The organism is Thermopirellula anaerolimosa, assembly GCF_054657335.1.
The window spans coordinates 1,991,994-2,009,980 of the sequence record NZ_BAAHYX010000006.1 but is presented as its reverse complement, the minus strand read 5'-3'; the positions used below and the strand labels follow the sequence as shown (position 1 = coordinate 2,009,980).

At 63.4% G+C, this 17,987-nt stretch carries 9 protein-coding genes; 3 read left to right on the top strand and 6 right to left on the bottom strand.

Going from position 1 to position 17,987, the window contains the following annotated elements:
* Positions 1-332 precede the first annotated feature (332 nt).
* Positions 333-1,352 carry a hypothetical protein gene (locus ACYQ6J_RS13275; protein ID WP_460184664.1) on the top strand — a complete coding sequence of 340 codons (1,020 nt, stop codon included), beginning with the start codon at positions 333-335 and terminating at the stop codon, positions 1,350-1,352.
* Positions 1,353-1,430: 78 nt separating this feature from the next.
* On the opposite strand, the gene ACYQ6J_RS13270 is transcribed toward ACYQ6J_RS13275, so the two are convergent.
* The 3 genes from ACYQ6J_RS13270 to ACYQ6J_RS13260 form a co-directional block, all read right to left on the bottom strand.
* Positions 1,431-1,985 (bottom strand): hypothetical protein, encoded by a 555-nt coding sequence (locus ACYQ6J_RS13270; RefSeq protein ID WP_460184663.1) that lies wholly within the window; start codon positions 1,983-1,985, stop codon positions 1,431-1,433.
* A 249-nt stretch (positions 1,986-2,234) separates the two neighbouring features.
* Positions 2,235-2,513 carry a ferredoxin family protein gene (locus ACYQ6J_RS13265; RefSeq protein ID WP_460184662.1) on the bottom strand — a complete coding sequence of 93 codons (279 nt, stop codon included), beginning with the start codon at positions 2,511-2,513 and terminating at the stop codon, positions 2,235-2,237.
* Positions 2,514-2,860: 347 nt separating this feature from the next.
* Positions 2,861-5,548 carry a bifunctional acetate--CoA ligase family protein/GNAT family N-acetyltransferase gene (locus ACYQ6J_RS13260; RefSeq protein ID WP_460184661.1) on the bottom strand — a complete coding sequence of 896 codons (2,688 nt, stop codon included), beginning with the start codon at positions 5,546-5,548 and terminating at the stop codon, positions 2,861-2,863.
* 605 nt (positions 5,549-6,153) lie between these two features.
* On the opposite strand from ACYQ6J_RS13260, the gene ACYQ6J_RS13255 reads away from it, so the two are divergent.
* On the top strand, positions 6,154-6,786 hold the full coding sequence (locus tag ACYQ6J_RS13255) for an RNA polymerase sigma factor (RefSeq protein WP_460184660.1): 633 nt from the start codon (positions 6,154-6,156) through the stop codon (positions 6,784-6,786).
* Positions 6,787-6,854: 68 nt separating this feature from the next.
* Here ACYQ6J_RS13255 and ACYQ6J_RS13250 read toward each other — a convergent pair whose 3' ends face one another.
* The gene (locus ACYQ6J_RS13250) at positions 6,855-9,554 is read right to left on the bottom strand and encodes a peptidylprolyl isomerase (protein WP_460184659.1); all 2,700 of its coding nucleotides are present in this window, start codon (positions 9,552-9,554) and stop codon (positions 6,855-6,857) included.
* Positions 9,555-10,018: 464 nt separating this feature from the next.
* Between ACYQ6J_RS13250 and topA the strand changes: the two genes are divergently transcribed.
* Positions 10,019-12,754 carry a type I DNA topoisomerase gene (gene topA, locus ACYQ6J_RS13245; RefSeq protein ID WP_460184658.1) on the top strand — a complete coding sequence of 912 codons (2,736 nt, stop codon included), beginning with the start codon at positions 10,019-10,021 and terminating at the stop codon, positions 12,752-12,754.
* Between the two features lie 186 nt (positions 12,755-12,940).
* On the opposite strand, the gene ACYQ6J_RS13240 is transcribed toward topA, so the two are convergent.
* Both ACYQ6J_RS13240 and smc read right to left on the bottom strand, forming a co-directional pair.
* A complete protein-coding gene (locus ACYQ6J_RS13240; protein ID WP_460184657.1) occupies positions 12,941-13,513 on the bottom strand; it encodes a response regulator in 573 nt (190 codons plus the stop codon).
* A gap of 649 nt (positions 13,514-14,162) precedes the next feature.
* Complete coding sequence (gene smc, locus ACYQ6J_RS13235) at positions 14,163-17,795, bottom strand: chromosome segregation protein SMC (protein WP_460184656.1); 3,633 nt, start codon at positions 17,793-17,795, stop codon at positions 14,163-14,165.
* Positions 17,796-17,987 lie beyond the last annotated feature (192 nt).

Genomic DNA, 17,987 nt, shown 5'->3' with positions numbered 1-17,987 from the left:
CGGGAACGCGCGGCGGAACCGCAACGGGGCCGCTTGTTTCCGATCACGGCAAGGGCGAAGGAATACCCGATGAAGGGAGGAATCGCAAGGCGGATTTTCGGTTCGTGCCGGGTGCCCTTCGCGGACGGTCGCCTCACGCTAGTGTCGTCGGGGCACTGGGAACCCCGAAATCGCATCTCGCCGTCGCCGTGAGATGTTGCCGCCGCCGGGACGGGCGGGATTCCGCCGGATTGCCCTTGCCTCGATTCGGCAAACTCGGTATTCACTGCCCGGTCCCAGGTATCACCGTCCGGCGCGGGCCGGGTCCGCGCACTTCCCAGGAACGGATTTCCATGGTTCAAATCGAAGATTTCGCCGCACCGAAGCGGTCGCCGCACGGTCCGAACGGCGTCATCGTCGTCGCGCGGCGTATTCTTCTCTTCTTCTTGTCGGCCCTTGTGACGGCCCCGGCCTTGTTGGGTTGCCAAACGCCGCGAATCGTCCGCGACTTGGAACGCGAAAATCGAGAACTGGAAAACAAGATTTGGGAATTGGCGGGCTTGCTGGAGGACAAGCAAGCGGAATTGGAGGCTTGCCGGAGACAAAGCGAGCGCCAAGGGACGGGCGGTACCGAAACGCGAACACCGAAGCGGGCGGAGGACGCGGCCCCTCGCTGGCCGGAACGCGCCGAACCGCCGCCTTTGCCGGGACGCGACGGCCTGCCGGGAATCGACATTTCGCCGCCCTTGCAAGAGAGCAGTCCGGAGCAAGCTCTGCCCGGCAGCCAAACGCCATCCACCGCACCGGGGGCTTTTATTCCTCCCGACTCTTCGACGGCCTTGCCCCAGTTCCCGGATACAACGCGAAACGAGGTCCCCGCCCGCGGAACGGAAGGCGTTTCCGCCTTGGCGGTCTCCCGCGGAGAGATCGCCCCGGCGACGGGTCGCGTGCGAGAAGGCGGCAGTGATGAGGTCACGGCCCTCGTCCTGCATCCCGAGTGGGTGCGAGGCATCGACTTGGACGGTCGCCCCGGCGACGACGGGATTCAAGTGCTGCTGCAACCGATGGACGATCGGGGCGATATTCTGGCGGCGGCAGCGCCGGTCAGCGTAGTGGTGCTCGACCCGCAACTCTCGGGTTTGAGCGCCCGCATCGCTCGCTGGGACCTTCACCCCGACGAAGTTCGAAGCTATTTCGTTCAGCGGGGCGGGACATCGGGCTATTTGCTCGACTTGCCGTGGCCCGCCGAACCGCCGGTCCACGGCCAATTGCTCGCCTTTGCCCGATACACCACGGCGGACGGCAGAAAGCTGGAAGCTCAGGCCGAGGTGAACGTGCGTCCTGTCACGCCCGCCTCGTGGAGCGGCGAATAACCTCCCGAGCAGCGGACGCCCGCGCCGGACGACGCTCGCTCCCACACACCCTGGGCGGATGAAATCCGCTGGGATCGCCTAATTCTCGTCGCTGCGTTGAGCGGAAGCGGGCGGCTTTTTCGCGTGGAGGGCGGCATCGTCTTTTCCGTTTCCTTGAATCCTCCTCAATCGCTCGGCCAGGACCCGTAACTTGAGTTGTTCCAATTCGGCCTCGTCGGTCAGTTTGCCGAAGTAGTGCCACGAAGCCAGCATGTCGGCCAACGCGGTCAGCAACATCCACAGGACCAGGAGCGTCACGAATCCCCAAAAGGATAGGGCGACGTAAGCGGAGGCGTCGCGACCGGGCCACCACGTCCCAATCAGCATCAGCAGGCCGACCAGCGAGCACAAACCGGCGGTCAGCAAGCGGCGGCGGAACTGGCTCTGCCGAAACGCGGTTTCGCCGGGTTCCCTGGGACCCCGCCGCTGAAATCGCCGGCGTCCTAAGACGTTCCACAGCGCCAGTCCCAGGCCGGCCAGCAGCACCGCGGCGGAAAAGGCCGGTCCCGCCCAGGCCGCAGATCGGGAAAACTCCGCCGCTTCCGCGAGCGGAAGGAAGACAAGGCCGATGAGCAACGGGCGGCAATCGACCACGCTGGGTTGGCTCCCTATCAGACGCCGCGTCGCAGATCCCCGAGACGCCCCGGACTTCCAGACGCAAAGTGGCCGCATCAAAAAAGCACGGTTGGCGGTCACGCTTCGTTCCGCCAACCGTATTCTAACGCATGGCTCGGTTCCGCTGCGCAGTACGGATCGCTTTACGCGGCTAAGTCGATGGTCGGCGATTCCACGAATCTCGGCGAACACTCGGCCGAAACCACGTCGGGCCGATCCAAAGCCGCGTCACTGCTCGCAGAGCGGGGTCTTCTTTTCCGTGATTTTGGGGCACTGCGGCGCCATGTCGGCGTTGATTTGAATGTATTCCTGCCACTCCTCGGGCACGTTGTCGGCCAGGAAGATGGCATCCACAGGGCATTCCGGCACGCACGCCTCGCAGTCGATGCATTCGTCGGGATGAATGTACAGCATGCGTTCGCCCTCGTAGAAGCACTCCACGGGGCAGACCACGACGCAATCGGTGTATTTGCAGTCCACGCACGGCTTGCACACGACGTGAGTCATAAGAAAACCTTTCTCCGTTAGACCACACGAGGCCCGTGAAATCATAAGCGACGCCCCACCGCAAGCACCGGAGAAAAAAGCGAACTGGGGAGTTCATCGGGCCCGGCGAGACGACTCTTTTCACATGGTAGGATGGCAATAATGCGCCGTCAAGGGAATGGGAAGGTGAGGCGCGGACGGCGGTGCGTTGTGACGTCGCGTTACGGCTTCGTCCCTTGATTGCCCGAGCCGTGCTCCATGTCAATGGACGAAGAACTCGGCACAAAGTGCCGAGTTCTTCGCGACTCTGCACGTCGATTGTTAGGCAAGGCCGAAAACGGGCGGCCTGGGAGACCCAAACCGCCGAATCACGCCAACGGGCGCGAAACCAGTACGACGTCCTGGTCGGCCTTTTCGTTGAATTCGAAGCCGCGATTGCGGAAGGTGGCGAGCATGCGGGCGTTATCTTTCGAGGTCTCGGCGACGACCTTCTTGATTCCCCACCGTTTGGCGACCTCCAGGCAGTAGTCGGTCAGCAAGCCGCCCAAACCGCGACCGTGCCAACGATCCACCACGATGACGGCGTACTCGGCGACCTCATGGTTGGCGTCGGCGACGAGGCGGCCCACGCCGATCAAGCGTCGCTGCCCCTCCTCCTCAACTTCCGCCACAATCCCGACTTCTCGATCGTAGTCGATGAAGCAATACCGCGAGGCCATCTCGTGCGTGGTCTGCTTGAACAGGTAGCTGAAGCGGAACCACAGCGACTGCGTGGAGCAACTGGCCAGCAGTTCGTGCCACATCGGTTCGTCCTCGGGCTTGATCGGCCGCAGAATGACGGGCGTCCCGTCCTTCAGTTGCCGTTCCGTGACGAACTCTTCGGGATAGGGGCGGATCGCCAGATGGGCGTACGGGCGCACGCCGTAGACCAGGGCGTTGCGGTCCACGATCACGCGGGCATCGAGGGCGATGACCTCCTCCGGCGTGACGAGCAGCGGATTGACGTCCAATTCTTGAATCTCGGGATAATCGGCCACGAGATAGGAGAATCGCATCAACACCTCGATCAGCTTATCGATGTTGACGCCGGGACGACCGCGATAGCCGCGGAGCAGCGGCCAAGACTTGAGCGATTCCAAGGCGCGACGGGCCAGCGTTTCGTTCAGCGGCGGCAAGGCCAAGGCGCGATCTTGGAAGACTTCGGCCGCAACGCCGCCCATCCCCACCAGAATCACCGAGCCGAAGACCGGGTCGCGCTTGGTGCCGATGATCAATTCGAAGCTGTTGGGGTAACTGACCATCTTCTGGACGGTGCAACCGATGATGTGGGCGTCGGGGCGCCGTTCCGCCGCCCGTTGCGTCATCTGCTCGAAGGCCTCGCGGACGGCGGACTCGCTGGCCAGGTTCAGCTTGACCCCGCCCACGTCCGTCTTGTGCGTGATCTGCGGCGAGTGGATCTTCATCACCACCGGGAAACCGACGCGTTTGGCGATTTCCACGGCCTGCTCGGCGTTACGGGCCAAGAAGGGTTTGCTGACGGGGATGCCGTAGGCCTCCAAGAAGGCTTTGGAGACGCTTTCCGTGAGGATTTCGGCCCCCTCGGTGAGCAGGCTTTCGAACACGCCCCGCAAGCGCTGACGGTCGAAGGAGAAGGAGACGGGGATGTCGCGCGGCGTTTCGTGCAAGAGAGTGAGGTTTCGGGCATAGGAAACCAAGTGCATGAACGCCCGCACCGCCTTTTCCGGAGTGGTATAGGAGGGGACGCCGCAGTCGTTCAGGACCTGCATGCCCTCCGCGACGGTATGTCCGCCCATCCAGGCCGCCAAGACGGGCTTCTTGTGCTTCTTGGCGATTTCGCCCACCGCCCGCGCGGTCGCTGTGGAATCGGTCATCGCCTGGGGCGTTAGGATTACCAGCACCGCATCTACGCCGGGGTCGGACAGTACGACATCGAGCGCCTTGGCATAACGTTCGGGCGGGGCGTCTCCCAGCACGTCCACCGGGTTATTGTGGGACCAGAACGGAGGCAGAAACTCATTCAGCTTTTGCAGGCTCTCTTCGGACAGGGAGGCGAGGTGGCCGTCTCGAGCAATCAGTGCGTCGGTCGTCATCACGCCCGGACCGCCCGCGTTGGTGACGATCGCCAGGCGGTCGCCCTTGGGCGGTTGCTGTCTTGCGAGGAGTTCGGCGCAGTCGAACATATCCTCGATTTGGAAGATGCGTTCAATGCCGGCACGTTGGAAGGCCGCCTCGTACACGGCGTCCACGCCCGCCATGGCCCCGGTGTGCGAGGCCGCCGCCGCCGCCGATTCGGCGAAGCGCCCGGCCTTGTAGGCGACGATCGGCTTGGATCGCGCGAACGCTCGCGCCGCCGACATGAATTCCCGCGCCTCGGTGATCGACTCGATGTAGAGAATGATGGATTGCGTTTCTGTCTGCGAACCGAAGTAGTCGATCAGGTCGGCGATCGTGACGTCCAGCATGTTGCCGACCGAGACGAAATACGAGAACCCGATCCCTTGGTCGATGGCCCAATCGAGCACGGAAGTGCAGAGCGCACCGGATTGCGAGATGAAGCCGATGTGCCCCTTCGGCGGCGTTTCGGCGGCGAAACTGGCGTTGAGAGAAAGGCCGGGGACGATGATGCCCAAGCAGTTGGGACCGACGATCCGCATGCCGGGGAACTTGGCCTGCTCTTGGAGGATTTGTGCCTCCAGTTTCCTCCCTTCGTCGCCGATCTCGCGGAAGCCCGCCGAAATGACCACGATCCCCCGCGTGCCGACCTCGCCCAAATCGCGGATCAAGCCGGGGACGGTTCGCCCGGGAGTACAGATCACCGCCAAATCCGGGGCGTGCGGCAGGCTTTGAACGTCCTTGTAGGCGTGAATCCCCTGCACGGATTCACGCTTGGAGTTCACGGGATACACCACGCCGGGGAATCCCGAGCCTACCAAATTTCGCAGCACCGTGTAGCCGACGCTGGTCGGCGTATCGCTCGCACCGATCACGGCGACACGTTGCGGATGAAAGATCTTGTTCAGGTTCTCGATACTCACGGTCGTCTCCCGGAATCTGGTGAAATCTTGCGGGGCGAGCAAACCCTGGAAGCGTGTGAGGGGATGCCCGGGGAAAGGTAAATTGCACAGTCTTGTTAATATATCATTTCGGCGAAAACAGCATAAGGATTTGCGGTTGGCGATAATGAAACACCTGTAGCGATTTTTCCGGTCGTCGCTGAAATCAACAGTTTCGGTGGTTGTAACAGCCGCATCGCGCAAAAATCAGACCGGGCTGCTTCCAAGAGAGTGTTCGCCGGCGGAATCCGCAAGGGCTTGGTCAACGCTGCCCGGGCGACCAGGACGCTCTCCGAGCGTCCTCGATCAACCGTCAAAGAGTGCCCCATCTACGCGTTCGAGCTCTTTTCATTCTTACGCGAATTGCCGCTGACTTGTTTGAGCTTTTCCGCTCGGTCCTCTGCATCGACCCACGATGCTTCGCAGTGCCGGGGAAAAGGGCCGGTTGTGCAACTCCGCCGGGCCGGTTATTGTTTGAGGCAGACGTGGGAGACGCGAAACGTCGCTCGTGCAGGCTAGGGACGGGTGATCGGCACTTGTCGGAGGGGCATCGCGTCCGTCGGCCGCCGACGGCACGGAGGAGCCGCATGGCCAGCGACCGGGAAGTGGATTGGGAACTTTTGCAAAAGGCCCGGGCGGGGGATTTTTCCGCCTTCGAGGCCCTCGTCGCGCGTTACGAACGCCGAGTCTTCGGCCTGGCTCGCCGCATCGTGGGAAATCAGCACGACGCGGAAGAGGTCGCGCAGCAGACGTTCATCACGCTGTTAGAGCATCTCCACGACTTCCGCGGCGATTCGGCCTTTGCGACCTGGCTGTTGCGAATCGCGTCGAACCACGCCTTGGCATTATTGCGGCGCGAGGCGGTCCGCGCCGCGGCGCCCTTGGCCGACGACACGCGCCACGACGGCGAAGGCGATCCGCCTTTTCCGGTCTTCATCGCCGAATGGCGGGACACCCCGGATCAAATCCTCGGTCGCGCGGAGACCGGTCGCATCTTGAAAGAGGCTCTCGATCAATTGGACGAAAAATATCGCCTCACCTTCTTGCTGCGGGACGTGGAGGGGCTTTCCACGGCGGAGACCGCCGAAGCCTTGGGGATCACGGAATCCAACGTCAAGGTGCGGCTTCTGCGTGCCCGGCTGATGTTACGGGAAAAGCTCACCCGTATCTTCGGAGACGAAGCGCGGGCCGTCGAACCGCATCGTCACGACGACGCCTGATGGTCGGAGGTAAAGCCGGGTTTCGCAGCGGGCCGGATATCGCGTCGCACGGCGGCGAGACGGCATCCTCAACGGCGGGCGGCGCGGGACGGCGCCCGATTCCACCGCAAGCCCGCCTGCTCTTCCAGATTTCGGCTCCAGCGACTGTAGGCCTCGATGCGGTCGTACCAGGAAACCGACATGTACGTCTGCTGGTTTTGTCGCACGAAGGCATCGTAAAGCTGGGCCGCCGGCGGTTGCATTTCGATCACCCGTACCAAATACACCCTGGAGCGCGGCTGATTCCAGGCGAAGCCGACTTGGCCGGGTTGCAGCGCGAATACCGCCGCCATGAAGTCATTGCCCGGCTGATCCACGGCGTCCTCGTCCACCACCAAGCCGCTGGCCGGGTCCTTGCGTTTGGCCTTGATGGAACTGAGGAACGGCGGGCGCGACGCCGCCCAGGCCAAATCCAATTCGCCGTACGTCATCCAGGTGAAAGGTTCCGTCTCGGGGACGATCCGAACGTCCTTGAACTCATCCTTGCCGGCGAAAAACTCGGCCAACGTCTTCCCGGATTTTTCGGCCTCGGAAGCGAAGGCGGCGCACTCGCTGTCGGCGAGTTTGCGGCCCTCGATCAGCCCCCACGCTCGAAGCACCTCTTCTCGGACGCCCGAATCGGTGAATTCGGGCACGTGTTCCTCGACGCGTTCGATCGGCCACGCCAGGTATTGATTCTGGTTGACATCGAAGGTTCGGGCCGTGAGGAATTCACGCAGGTCGAAGATCACCTGAGCGAACGTCACTCCCTGCGAATCCACGGATTTGCCGATATCCAGGGCCTCGATGTCCCAGCGCGGCAGGAGTTCTGTCTTGCCGTACTGGAACCCCTCGCGGCGTGCGATTTCCTCCAGATTGGGACGCTCCGGGGGATTGGGCGGCGTAGCCTTGCTCTCCTTGGCCGACTCCACCGCCGACAAGTAGTTCCCGTAGGCCACCTGATAGCGACGCATTTCCTCTTCGATCTTGTCCAGCGCCGCCCGCATTTGCTCCGACGCGATGATTCGCCGCACCTCATCCCGCACTTCCTCGAAGGGGCGATACTTGGGCGTTGCCGTCGTCGCGGGTGGATTCTCACCGGGCGGGGAAGCGGGCGCCGCCGTCGATCCCGGGGGCGACCCAGGGGCCGGTTCGGCGGGCGGATTGACCGCGGGCGGGCTTACGGCGGGGGGGGCGGTTGCGGCATCGCCGGACGCGGCGGGCGAAGATTCCGAAGGCGAGGTCGGCGATTCTTCGGGCTGCGCGGGACTCTCCTCCATAAACCCAACCAGGCGCACGACGGGCTTGGATTCCGTACGAGACTGATCCGACGAGGACGGGGCCTTCTGGTCGGAGCCGCCTTCCGTGGACCCGGCGGGCGTGTCCGAGGACTCTTCCGCGGCCGGCTTCTCGGGCGGTTTCTGAGAGGATTCCGGAGCGGCTTCACTTGCCGGGGCCGATTCCGCGGGCGCGGGGTCGCCGGTCGACTCGGGAGGGGTGCCGCTCGGCGCGCCCTCTTGCGGCGACTCGGGAGCGGTTTCCGGGACCGGCATCTCCGGGGCTTCGGTGCTCGGATTCTCGGCGGCACCGGGGGACTGCGGCGTGGACGGCGGGGCAGTCGCTGCACCGCTTTCACCGCCGGGTTGCTCGGCGGGCGCAGTCGCTTCCGGTTGCGCTGACTCCGGTTGCATGGTCTGGGACGGCGCGGGAGCGGCCTGTCCGCCATCACCGCTTTCCGGTGCGGTGCTCTCGCTCGATGGAGGCGCGGTCGTTGCAGGCGACGTATCTTGCGGACTGGGAAGCGCCGGACCGGCCGGAGTTGCGGCACTCGGCAGGGCCGAGGATGTCTGCGGTGCGAGGAATAGCTCGTCCTTCCGCTCTTCGTACACGCGGCGCAACTCCTCTTCCGATACCGACGTCCGTTCCAACCACATCGCAAGGTCGCCCTTGAGATATTCGCAGCGAACCTTCTCGGGGACCTTGAAACCGGGATCGGGGCTATTGGGTTGAGGCAATCGCGTTTTGTACTTTTCGAAAAGCTGCCGCAGTTGGGCGTCGGTGGGAGGCGTCACCTTTTGGGCGAACTTTTCGACGGGGATTTCCGCGAGTTCCACCGAGGCCATGCGACGCAGTCGCAGGAAATAGTCCCACCGCTGGCCCGGCGTCTCGCCCGCGTACCCCGGCAGGAATCGCCACGGGTCCACCCCGCTCAATTCGGCATAGCGAATAGCCAGTAAAGCCAGGTTCATGCCGGAGAACAGTGCGTTCTCGTCGATGCGTTGCTGAGCCATCAAGGCCTGGAGGTCTTGCGGCGAGATGGCGACTCCCGTGGAGTTCAGGAGGTCTTGAATGTATCGATTGACGGCGGGATCCGAAATCGCCATGCCCGCCGCTTCGGCATACCGGGCAAGGAGCCACAGGCGCACGACCTGCTCTTCCGAAAGCTCGCCTAGCGTTTGGCGGAACATGGTGATCTGCATGGGGTTGCCCTGGCGGCGGGTCACGTAGTCTTGCAGGGCCTCCAGAAATCGCTGGACGGCGGCCTGGCCCATCAAGAGACCGTCCACCTGCTGTTCCGTGAGGCTTCCGAATCGCTGCGTGACGACGACCGGGGGGGTGCTGGAGCCGCGCGTCGCGCCCAGGTACTCCAGCAAAGCCGGGATGATCACGAAACTGATCATCGACATCAAGAATAAGCCGACCAACAGGACCTTGGCATTCTTTCGAAAGATTTTGAAGGGACTGGCCATGGTGGGTGTTTTACGCTCCTGGTAGCGATTCGGCTGATTGAATGCGATGAAAAACGTTGGTCGTCGAAAGGTACCCGCCGTTGTGAGGGGGATCCTTCCGCCTTGACACTTCTCCCGAAAACCGCAATTGTAACGTTTGGACGGGTCATGCCGAACCGGCCCCCGTTCCCCGACGAAAGCGGAACGGTCATTCTAAATTGCTTTCTAACAATTGCAAATGCCAACGTCGCGACGTTGGGGCGGGCAAACATGGGAAATCCGGTCGACCGGCCCCACACGATCGCATAAGCGTGCGGGTCGGTTCGTCGGCGACGCCGGGAGAGATGGCTCCGTTGCATTCGGCGATTCGGAACGCGGGGCGCGGACTGCGACCCGGCGGCCCACACCGGACGCCTCCTGCCGGGAACGGTCGTGAAGATAGCCTCCGGCGCGATGTGGAATAACTTCTGAAAACTGGAACTGTCATGGCGAAAAAGCAATCGGGCACGCCGAGTCGGCTCGTCATCGTGGAATCTCCGGCCAAGGCTCGGACCATCAGCCGATTTCTCGGACCGGAGTATCGAATCGAGGCCAGCATCGGTCACATCCGCGATTTGCCCGAGGGCGCCAAAGAGTGTCCGCCGGAATACCGGGGGCAACAGTGGGCCTATCTCGGCGTCAACGTGAACAACGATTTCGAACCGATCTACGTCGTTCCCAAGGAAAAGAAAAAGCAGGTCGCCAAACTCAGGGACGCGATCAAGAACGTCTCGGAACTGCTGCTCGCTACGGACGAAGACCGCGAAGGCGAGGCCATCAGTTGGCACTTGTGTCAGGTCTTGCAACCGCGCGTGCCCGTGCGGCGATTGGTCTTTCACGAAATCACGCAACGCGCCATTTTGCGGGCCTTGGAGTCTCCGCGCGAAATCGACGAGAACCTGGTCCGGGCGCAAGAGGCGCGAAGGATATTGGATCGCTTGTTCGGCTACGAGGTGTCGCCGCTGTTGTGGCGCAAATTGCGGCGAGGACTCTCCGCCGGGCGGGTGCAAAGCGTCGCCGTGCGATTGATCGTCGATCGGGAACGCCGTCGCATGAGTTTCGTGCGGGCCGGCTATTGGGACATTGCGGCGGTCTTGGCCACCGCTTCCGGCGAGTCGTTCCCCGCCGTATCGGCGTCCGTGGACGGACGGCGGATCGTCTCCGGGCGGGACTTCGATCCCACGACCGGAAAACTGAAGGTCGCCGAGGACGCCCAGACGTCGAGCGTCATTTTGCTGGATGAGGAGGCGGCCCGATCCGTGGCCGAGAGGGTGCGCCGCGCCGTTTGGAAGGTGCTTCAGGTCGAGGAAAAGCCGTACGTTACCCGACCCTATCCGCCGTTCACGACCAGCACGCTGCAACAGGAAGCCAACCGCAAATTCGGCTATACCGCGCGGACGACCATGCAGATCGCCCAGCGGTTGTACGAAAACGGTTACATCACGTACATGCGTACCGATTCCACGAGCCTGTCGCAGGAAGCGGTCGCCGCCGCCCGGCAGACGATTCGATCTCTGTACGGGGAGGAGTATCTCTCCTCCTCGCCGAGGATCTACGCCACCAAGGTCAAGAATGCCCAGGAGGCGCACGAGGCCATCCGCCCTGCCGGGACCGAGTTGCGATTGCCCGAGTCCCTGCGAGGCGAATTGTCTCCCGAAGAATTGCGACTCTACGATCTGATCTGGAAACGGACGGTGGCCTGCCAGATGTCCGACGCCCGGGGACGGCGCGTGTCGGCCCAGATCGATGCGGACGGAGTGGTTTTCCAAGCCTCGGGCAAGACAATCGAGTTTCCCGGCTACCTGAGGGTGTATGTGGAGGGCGCGGACGATCCGGAGGCCGAGTTGGCCGACCGGGAGACCGTGTTGCCGCCGCTGCGACCGGGGCAGCAATTGACGCCGCTGGAAGTCATCCCCAACGGACACGTGACGCAACCGCCGCCGCGCTACACGGAAGCGGCGCTGACTCGGGCCTTGGAAGAGATGGGCATCGGTCGGCCCAGCACCTACGCCTCCATTATCGATACGATTCTGGAGCGAAGATACGTCTTCAAACGGGCGAACGCCTTGGTTCCCACCTGGACCGCCGTCACCGTGGTCCAACTCATGGAGCGGCACTTGCCCTCCCTGATCGACTACCTGTTCACGGCGGAGATGGAGGACGCCCTGGACGCCATCAGTCGCGGCGAGTTGCGCTGGGTCGATTACCTGCGGCGGTTCTACTTCGGCAATGATCGACCGGGCTTGAAACCCTTGCTGGCCAGCAAGGTCGAGGAAATCGACGCGCGGGAGGCCTCCCGTGTGTTCATCGGGCGTCCGCCGGGAGCGAGCGAAGACGATCCGGGCATTTGGGTGCGGGTGGGCAAGTACGGGCCGTTCTTGGAATACGGCGAGCGCCGCGGAAGCATTCCCGACGATCTCCCGCCCGATGAGTTGACGCCCGAAAAGGCCCTGGAGTTGCTGGGCCGGGCGGAAATGGCCGAACAACCGCTGTGCTTCTGTAGCGAAACGGGGAAACCGATCTACGTGAAGACCGGTCGGTACGGCCCTTACGTTCAGCGGGGGGAGGGCGGTGGCGAACAAAAGCCGGAATACGTCTCGCTGCCCAAGAAGATGCGACCGGAGGATGTGACTCCGGATATCGCCATGAAGCTGCTGTCGCTGCCCCGAACGCTGGGGACTCATCCGCAAAGCGGCGAACCGGTGGTGGCGCAACTGGGACGCTACGGCCCGTATCTCCAGTGTGGGAGCGAGACGCGATCCATTCCGGAGGACCTCTCCGTGCTGGATATCACGCTGGAGCAGGCCTTGGAGCTTTTGGCGCAGCCGAAGGGAACCCGGCGGCGACGCATCGAGGCCCTTCGCGAATTGGGGATCTCGCCGGTGACGGGTCAGCCCGTCAAGTTGATGTCCGGCAGATACGGCCCGTACGTCACCGACGGCGTCACCAATTGCTCGTTGCCCAAGTCCGTCCCGCCGGACGAGGTCACGCTGGAGTCGGCCTTGCCGTGGTTGGCGGAAAAGGCGGCGGCGGGCGGATCGCGGGGCGGTCGGCGGAAGACCGCAAAAAAGGCCGCCGGCGGCGGTTCCGCCGCGCGGAAGAGCGTGAAGAAGACCGCCGTCAAGAAGACCGCCCGGAAGACCGCCGCAAAGAGGTCGAGCAAGCGGGCTGAGGGAACGTGACGCCCTCGCAATCGGATGCGAAGCTGCGACCGCGGCACGACGCGAGAGGCGCCGAGGCGTTCACGCAACGGCAAGAAAACAAAACCCGCGGCGTGACGCCGCGGGAAATTATCCGTTACGGGGGTCCGTCCGCAACGGCTTAGCGGGAACCGGCGAGGCAGCGGCCGTCGGTGGCGACGGTCGAGATCAAACCAATTCTTTTCGGGCACCGACCAGACTGCGAATCCGTTCCGCCAGTAGCCCGGCGTCGAACGGCTTCTTGAACGTCTCGTTGATCGCCGATCGGTCGAAGCTCATGGAGCTTCCATCGTCGGGAAGGAGGGCGATCAGCACCACGTCGTTGAATTCGCCGTTGCGGCGGACGTGCTGGCAGATCTGCAAGCCTTCCGTCTTGCCGATCGAGAAATCGACGACGATGCAGTCCGGGCGAAAACTCTCGGCCTGGATGCCGGCGTCGAAACCGCTGGAGGCGACCGCCACTTTGAACGCGCGTTCGGGCGGCAGTTCGCGCTTCAGATTCTCGATCAGCAACTGATCCTGGGCGACGATCAAGACCTTGGCGGTCGTTTCGTCCTCCAATTCACCCAGGGGCATTCCATGTTCCCGCAGGAACTTGATCAGGTACTCGCGCGGGATGCGGCGATCCTGGGAACCGGGAATGCGGTACCCTTTAAGGCGACCCGAGTCGAACCATTTGCTGACGGTGCGCGGGGCAACTTTACAGATCTTGGCAACCTGACCTGTAGTGAAGACCTTCATTGCAGGCTCTCCAAACTGTCACTAGATCCAATGAATTCTCCGGTCGGCCTCTCTACCGACCGCTCCTCCGCGCCCCGCGGCCTTCCCGTCCCTTGCCGCTCGCTCCGTCGTGCGGCGCGACATCCGTCCTCTTTGGGAAGACCCCTGGGTCGGGGCGTGCGAGGTGACCGCTTACTTCGTCGGCCGTGGTACAGCTCCTTCTGACCCGCGCCTCATCAATGACATCGGCTCCCCGGTTGCCTGGAAGTCAGTGAAAATTCGTAAAATGGGGAAGGTTCAATTCGACCCAGCCAATTACTACACCGACTTCCACAAGCGAGACCGGATGGTCCGAAAAAATCGGGAGAGAAAATGCGAGAAGAACTCTTGGTCTCTTCCCTTCAATCGGGACGAGACCGGCGGGTTTCCTTGCGTTTTCCCCCCTGACAACCGCTCCATGCCAAGCTTCTGTTTCCTCCGCGTGGCAAGGAACAAACGCTCCGATTGTTAGTTTCGATTTTTTATCCGCTCGCACTTTAGAATCTTTCCACGTCCTTGCGGAATATGGGCGTTGTAACAAAAAGCGCGGTCGCGGCGAGCCTGCGGAAGACGAAGAGTATTTGCCCGGCGAAAGAGACGGTGCCGGGGCGAGATGCGGAGAGAAAATCGGTCAGGCGGCTTGGTCCGCTTCCGGTGCGGATGCAGGCTCATCCTCGCCGCGCGGAACGAATTCGCCGTTTTCGCTGACGTCCTCGAACCGCACGGAGACCCGTTTGGAGACGCCCGATTCCTCCATCGTGATCCCGTAAATGGCGTCCGCGCACGTCATCGTCTTCTTCGAATGCGTGATGATGAGAAACTGAGTTACGGACAGGAAATCACGTAAGACCTTCGCAAAACGATCGATGTTGGCCTCATCCAAGGCCGCATCGACCTCATCCAAAACGCAAAACATGCTGGGGCGACTGCGGAACATGGCCAACAGCAGGGCCACGCAGGTGAGTGTCTTTTCACCCCCGCTAAGAAGGGAGATACTGCGAGGCTCCTTGCCGGGGGGCCTCGCCACGATTTCGATGCCGCTCTCCAGGACGTCCACGCCCTCTTCCAATTCGATGCTGGCCTGCCCTCCCCCGAACAGTTCGCGAAACAGTACCCCGAAGTGTTCCCGCACCGATTCCAGCGTGGCCAGGAACAAGCGGCGACTGTCGGTATTGATGCGGTCGATGATCCGCTGGAGGGAGGTCTTGGCCGATGTGAGATCCTGGTATTGCTCGGACAGCGTTTCGTATCGCCGCTCCAATTGGGAAAGCTCCTCCAGGGCCTCTAAATTGACGTTTCCCAGCTGGTGAATCTTGCGCCGCAGGTCGTCCATTTCGGCCTGGATTTCCTCCCGACCGCGATCGTCTTCCAAGGCGGAGGGGCGATCCAGTTCCGCGGGCGTGATTCCGTAGTCCTCGCGCAACCGCGAGGCCAGAGCCGTCTTTTCGTGAATGACTCCGCTGCTCTCTAGTTCCAGCCGATGCAGTTCGGCCTCCGCGGCGTGTACTTCCTTGGCGACGGCTTGCAGTCGCCGCGAGGCGCGGACGCGATTTTCCTCCAAAGTCGCCCGTTGTCGTGAGACTTCCAGCAGGTCTCGAAGGACGGCCTCCTTCCGCGAGCAGGTCAGGGCCAACTGGGATTCGACGGCGAGGATGGAACGCTCGGCGGCGCGGCATCTGCGCGCCGACTCGCTGAGGAGCTCCCACAATTCGTCCCTTTCGCGCAATCGTTCGCGACCGGCCTCCTCTTGGCGTCGTCGCTCCGCGTGCAGGTTCCGCAAACGCTCCTCGCACTTGGCCAGTTCGACCTTCAAGTCCGTGACGATTTTCGTGCGATCGCGAACGGCCGATTCGGCGGCGGACAACTCTTGCGCCGCTTGGGTCAACAGTTCCTCGGCCTGCCGCGCGCGACCGTCGGCCTCGGCCTTCTCGCGGAGGGCTTGTTCCAAGAGACGGGCGGTCTGGTCGATGTCGCGCGCGACTTGATTCGATTGCTCCTCCAGGTCGCGGACTTGCGGTTCGGCCTCCTCCCATCGCGAGCGGAGCGCGGCCAAGCGATGACGGCACTCCGTCAATTCGCTGCGGACTCGTTCGCTCTCGGCCTCGGCTTTCGCCAAGGCCGCTTGCTCCTGCGCAACCTGCTCGCGAAGGGCGGCCTCTTCGCTCGTAACGCGGGCCAGAGCCTCGGCCAAGCGTTGCAATTCCTCGTCCAGGGCGCGGAGCTCGCTTTTGCGGCTGACCAAGCCGCCGCCGGCGCTCTTCGGCCCGGCGATGACGACATCGGCTTCCACGACCTCGCCGGCCAAAGTGACGAAGCGGGCCGTTCCCGCGGGGTCGCTCAAGCGGAGGGCAGTGGCCAGCGTATCGACGAACCACACGTTTCCCAGCAGTCGCCGCTTGAGCGGTTCGCAGTCGGGGTCGGTCTCCACGAAGTCGGCGGCCCGGCCCAGCACGCCCGGCAGATCGGCGAACAGCGTTTGCTCTTGGTCGCTTTGCTCGCGGCATGCCAACACGTCGAGCCGAAGGAAGGCCACCCGACCCGCCGGCGCCGCGCCGCCGAGCCAACGCTCGAACAGCGGGGCGCTATCCGTCACCACGACGTACTGCGCCGATTCGCCCAGGGCGGCATCCACCAGCAGCGCGGCCTGAAATTCGGCCCGCAAAAGATCGGCCACCAATCCCCGCACGCGGGCGCGATCCTCCGGCGAACCCTCTTGCAGCAACCGCAGGAATTCCTTGACGCCCGGTTCGACCCCCTCGCGGCGGCTTTCCAGTTGCTGCAAGACGGCGCGTCGCTCGCCGCGGGCGGCCTGATGCTGCTCCCACTCGCGCCGCCGCCTTTCGACGGCCTGCAAGTCGGCGACCACTCGAGCCAACTCGGACCGCCGCGACTCCAGCCTCTCGGCCGCGGCCTGCTCGCAGCGCTCCGCTTCCGCCAACCGGTCTTCCCAACCGGCCATCTCCTCGCTCAAGCTCCGCCGCCGCTCCCGCAGGACGCTCAATTCCTTTTCAATGCGATCCTTTTCGGCGCGGGCGGTTTCCAACCGGGTTTCGAGCCGCGCTGCCGCGTTCGCCGCGTTCAACGAGGTCTGCAATTCCTCCCACTGCGTGCTCTGCCGCTGCTCGTGCAGCAGGCGGACGCGATCCAGGGTTTCCAGGGCCTCGGAAAGATCGCGTTCCCTTTCGGCCAGGGTGCGCGCCAGTTCGCGACGGCGCTCTTCGACTTCGCCGACCGTTCGGGCCAACGATTCGTGGACGCCGACCGACTCTTGAACGCGGCGGTGGAGTTCCAGGAAGGCCTGCCCCATGCGCCCGATTTCCCGCTCCGTGTCGCGGAGTCGTCCCATTTGATGGGCGATAGCGGCCTCGGCGGCGGCGATTTTCTCTCGCAAGTCGGCGGCGGCGGCCTGCAATTCCCGACTCTGCGCGTCCAGGGTCGTTGCTTCGCCTTGCAGTCGCGCCAACTCGCTCTCCAAGGCGGCCTGCTCGGAAGATGCCCGTTCGCGCTGCTCGGCGGCGGCACGACTGCTCTCCGTCAGCGCCGCCAGGCGTCGGTTGAGTTCGGTCCAGTCCAGGCGAGCGGCGTGCGTTCGCAGTTCGCGTAGGCGTTCCGTGTGGCGACGGTAGCGTTCGGCCTTGCCGGCTTGGGATCGCACCACGCGGAGGCGGTTTTGCACCTCCTCCACGATGTCGGCCAAGCGGAGGAGGTTCTGGTCGATGCGGTCGAGGCGGCGAAGCGTTTCGAGCTTCTTAGCCTTGAAACGACTGATACCGGCGGCCTCTTCAAAGACGGCGCGGCGTTCGATCGGTGAGGCCTGAAGCAATTGATCGATCTTGCCCTGCTCGATGACGGAATAGGCCTGAGTGGCCAGTCCGGTCCCCGCCAGAATGTCGCGGATGTCTCGCAAGCGGCATGCGCGGCGGTTGATCAAATACTCGGACTCGCCGCCGCGATAGACCCGCCGCGTAATGTGGACTTCCGGCGTGTCGAGAGGCAGGAGACCCTTGGAGTTGTCGAGCGTGAGCGTGATTTCGGCGGAATTGAGGGGACGTCTGCCCGCCGACCCGTTGAAGATCACGTCCGCCATTTCCCGCCCGCGGAGACTCTTGACGCTCTGCTCCCCTAGAACCCATTTCACGGCGTCCACGATGTTGGACTTTCCGGAACCGTTGGGGCCGACGATCGCGGTGATGCCCGGGCGGAACTCGAAGCGAGTTCGCTCCGCGAAGCTCTTGAAACCGACGATCTCCAGGGCTTTCAACATTGCGACGGCAAAGCGGTTCTGAGGGAGGAATCGAGGAAGGGAAACCGGCGAAAGACTGCCGCGACGACGAGCGCCGCGGGGACGGACCGGCGACCCGCGGTCCGGTCGCTCAGCCCGGGATCGAGACGGCCCGGGCGAACGCGATCCTCCCAGGATAACCCAAAACCGCCGCTTTCACGAGTGCGTTGCGTC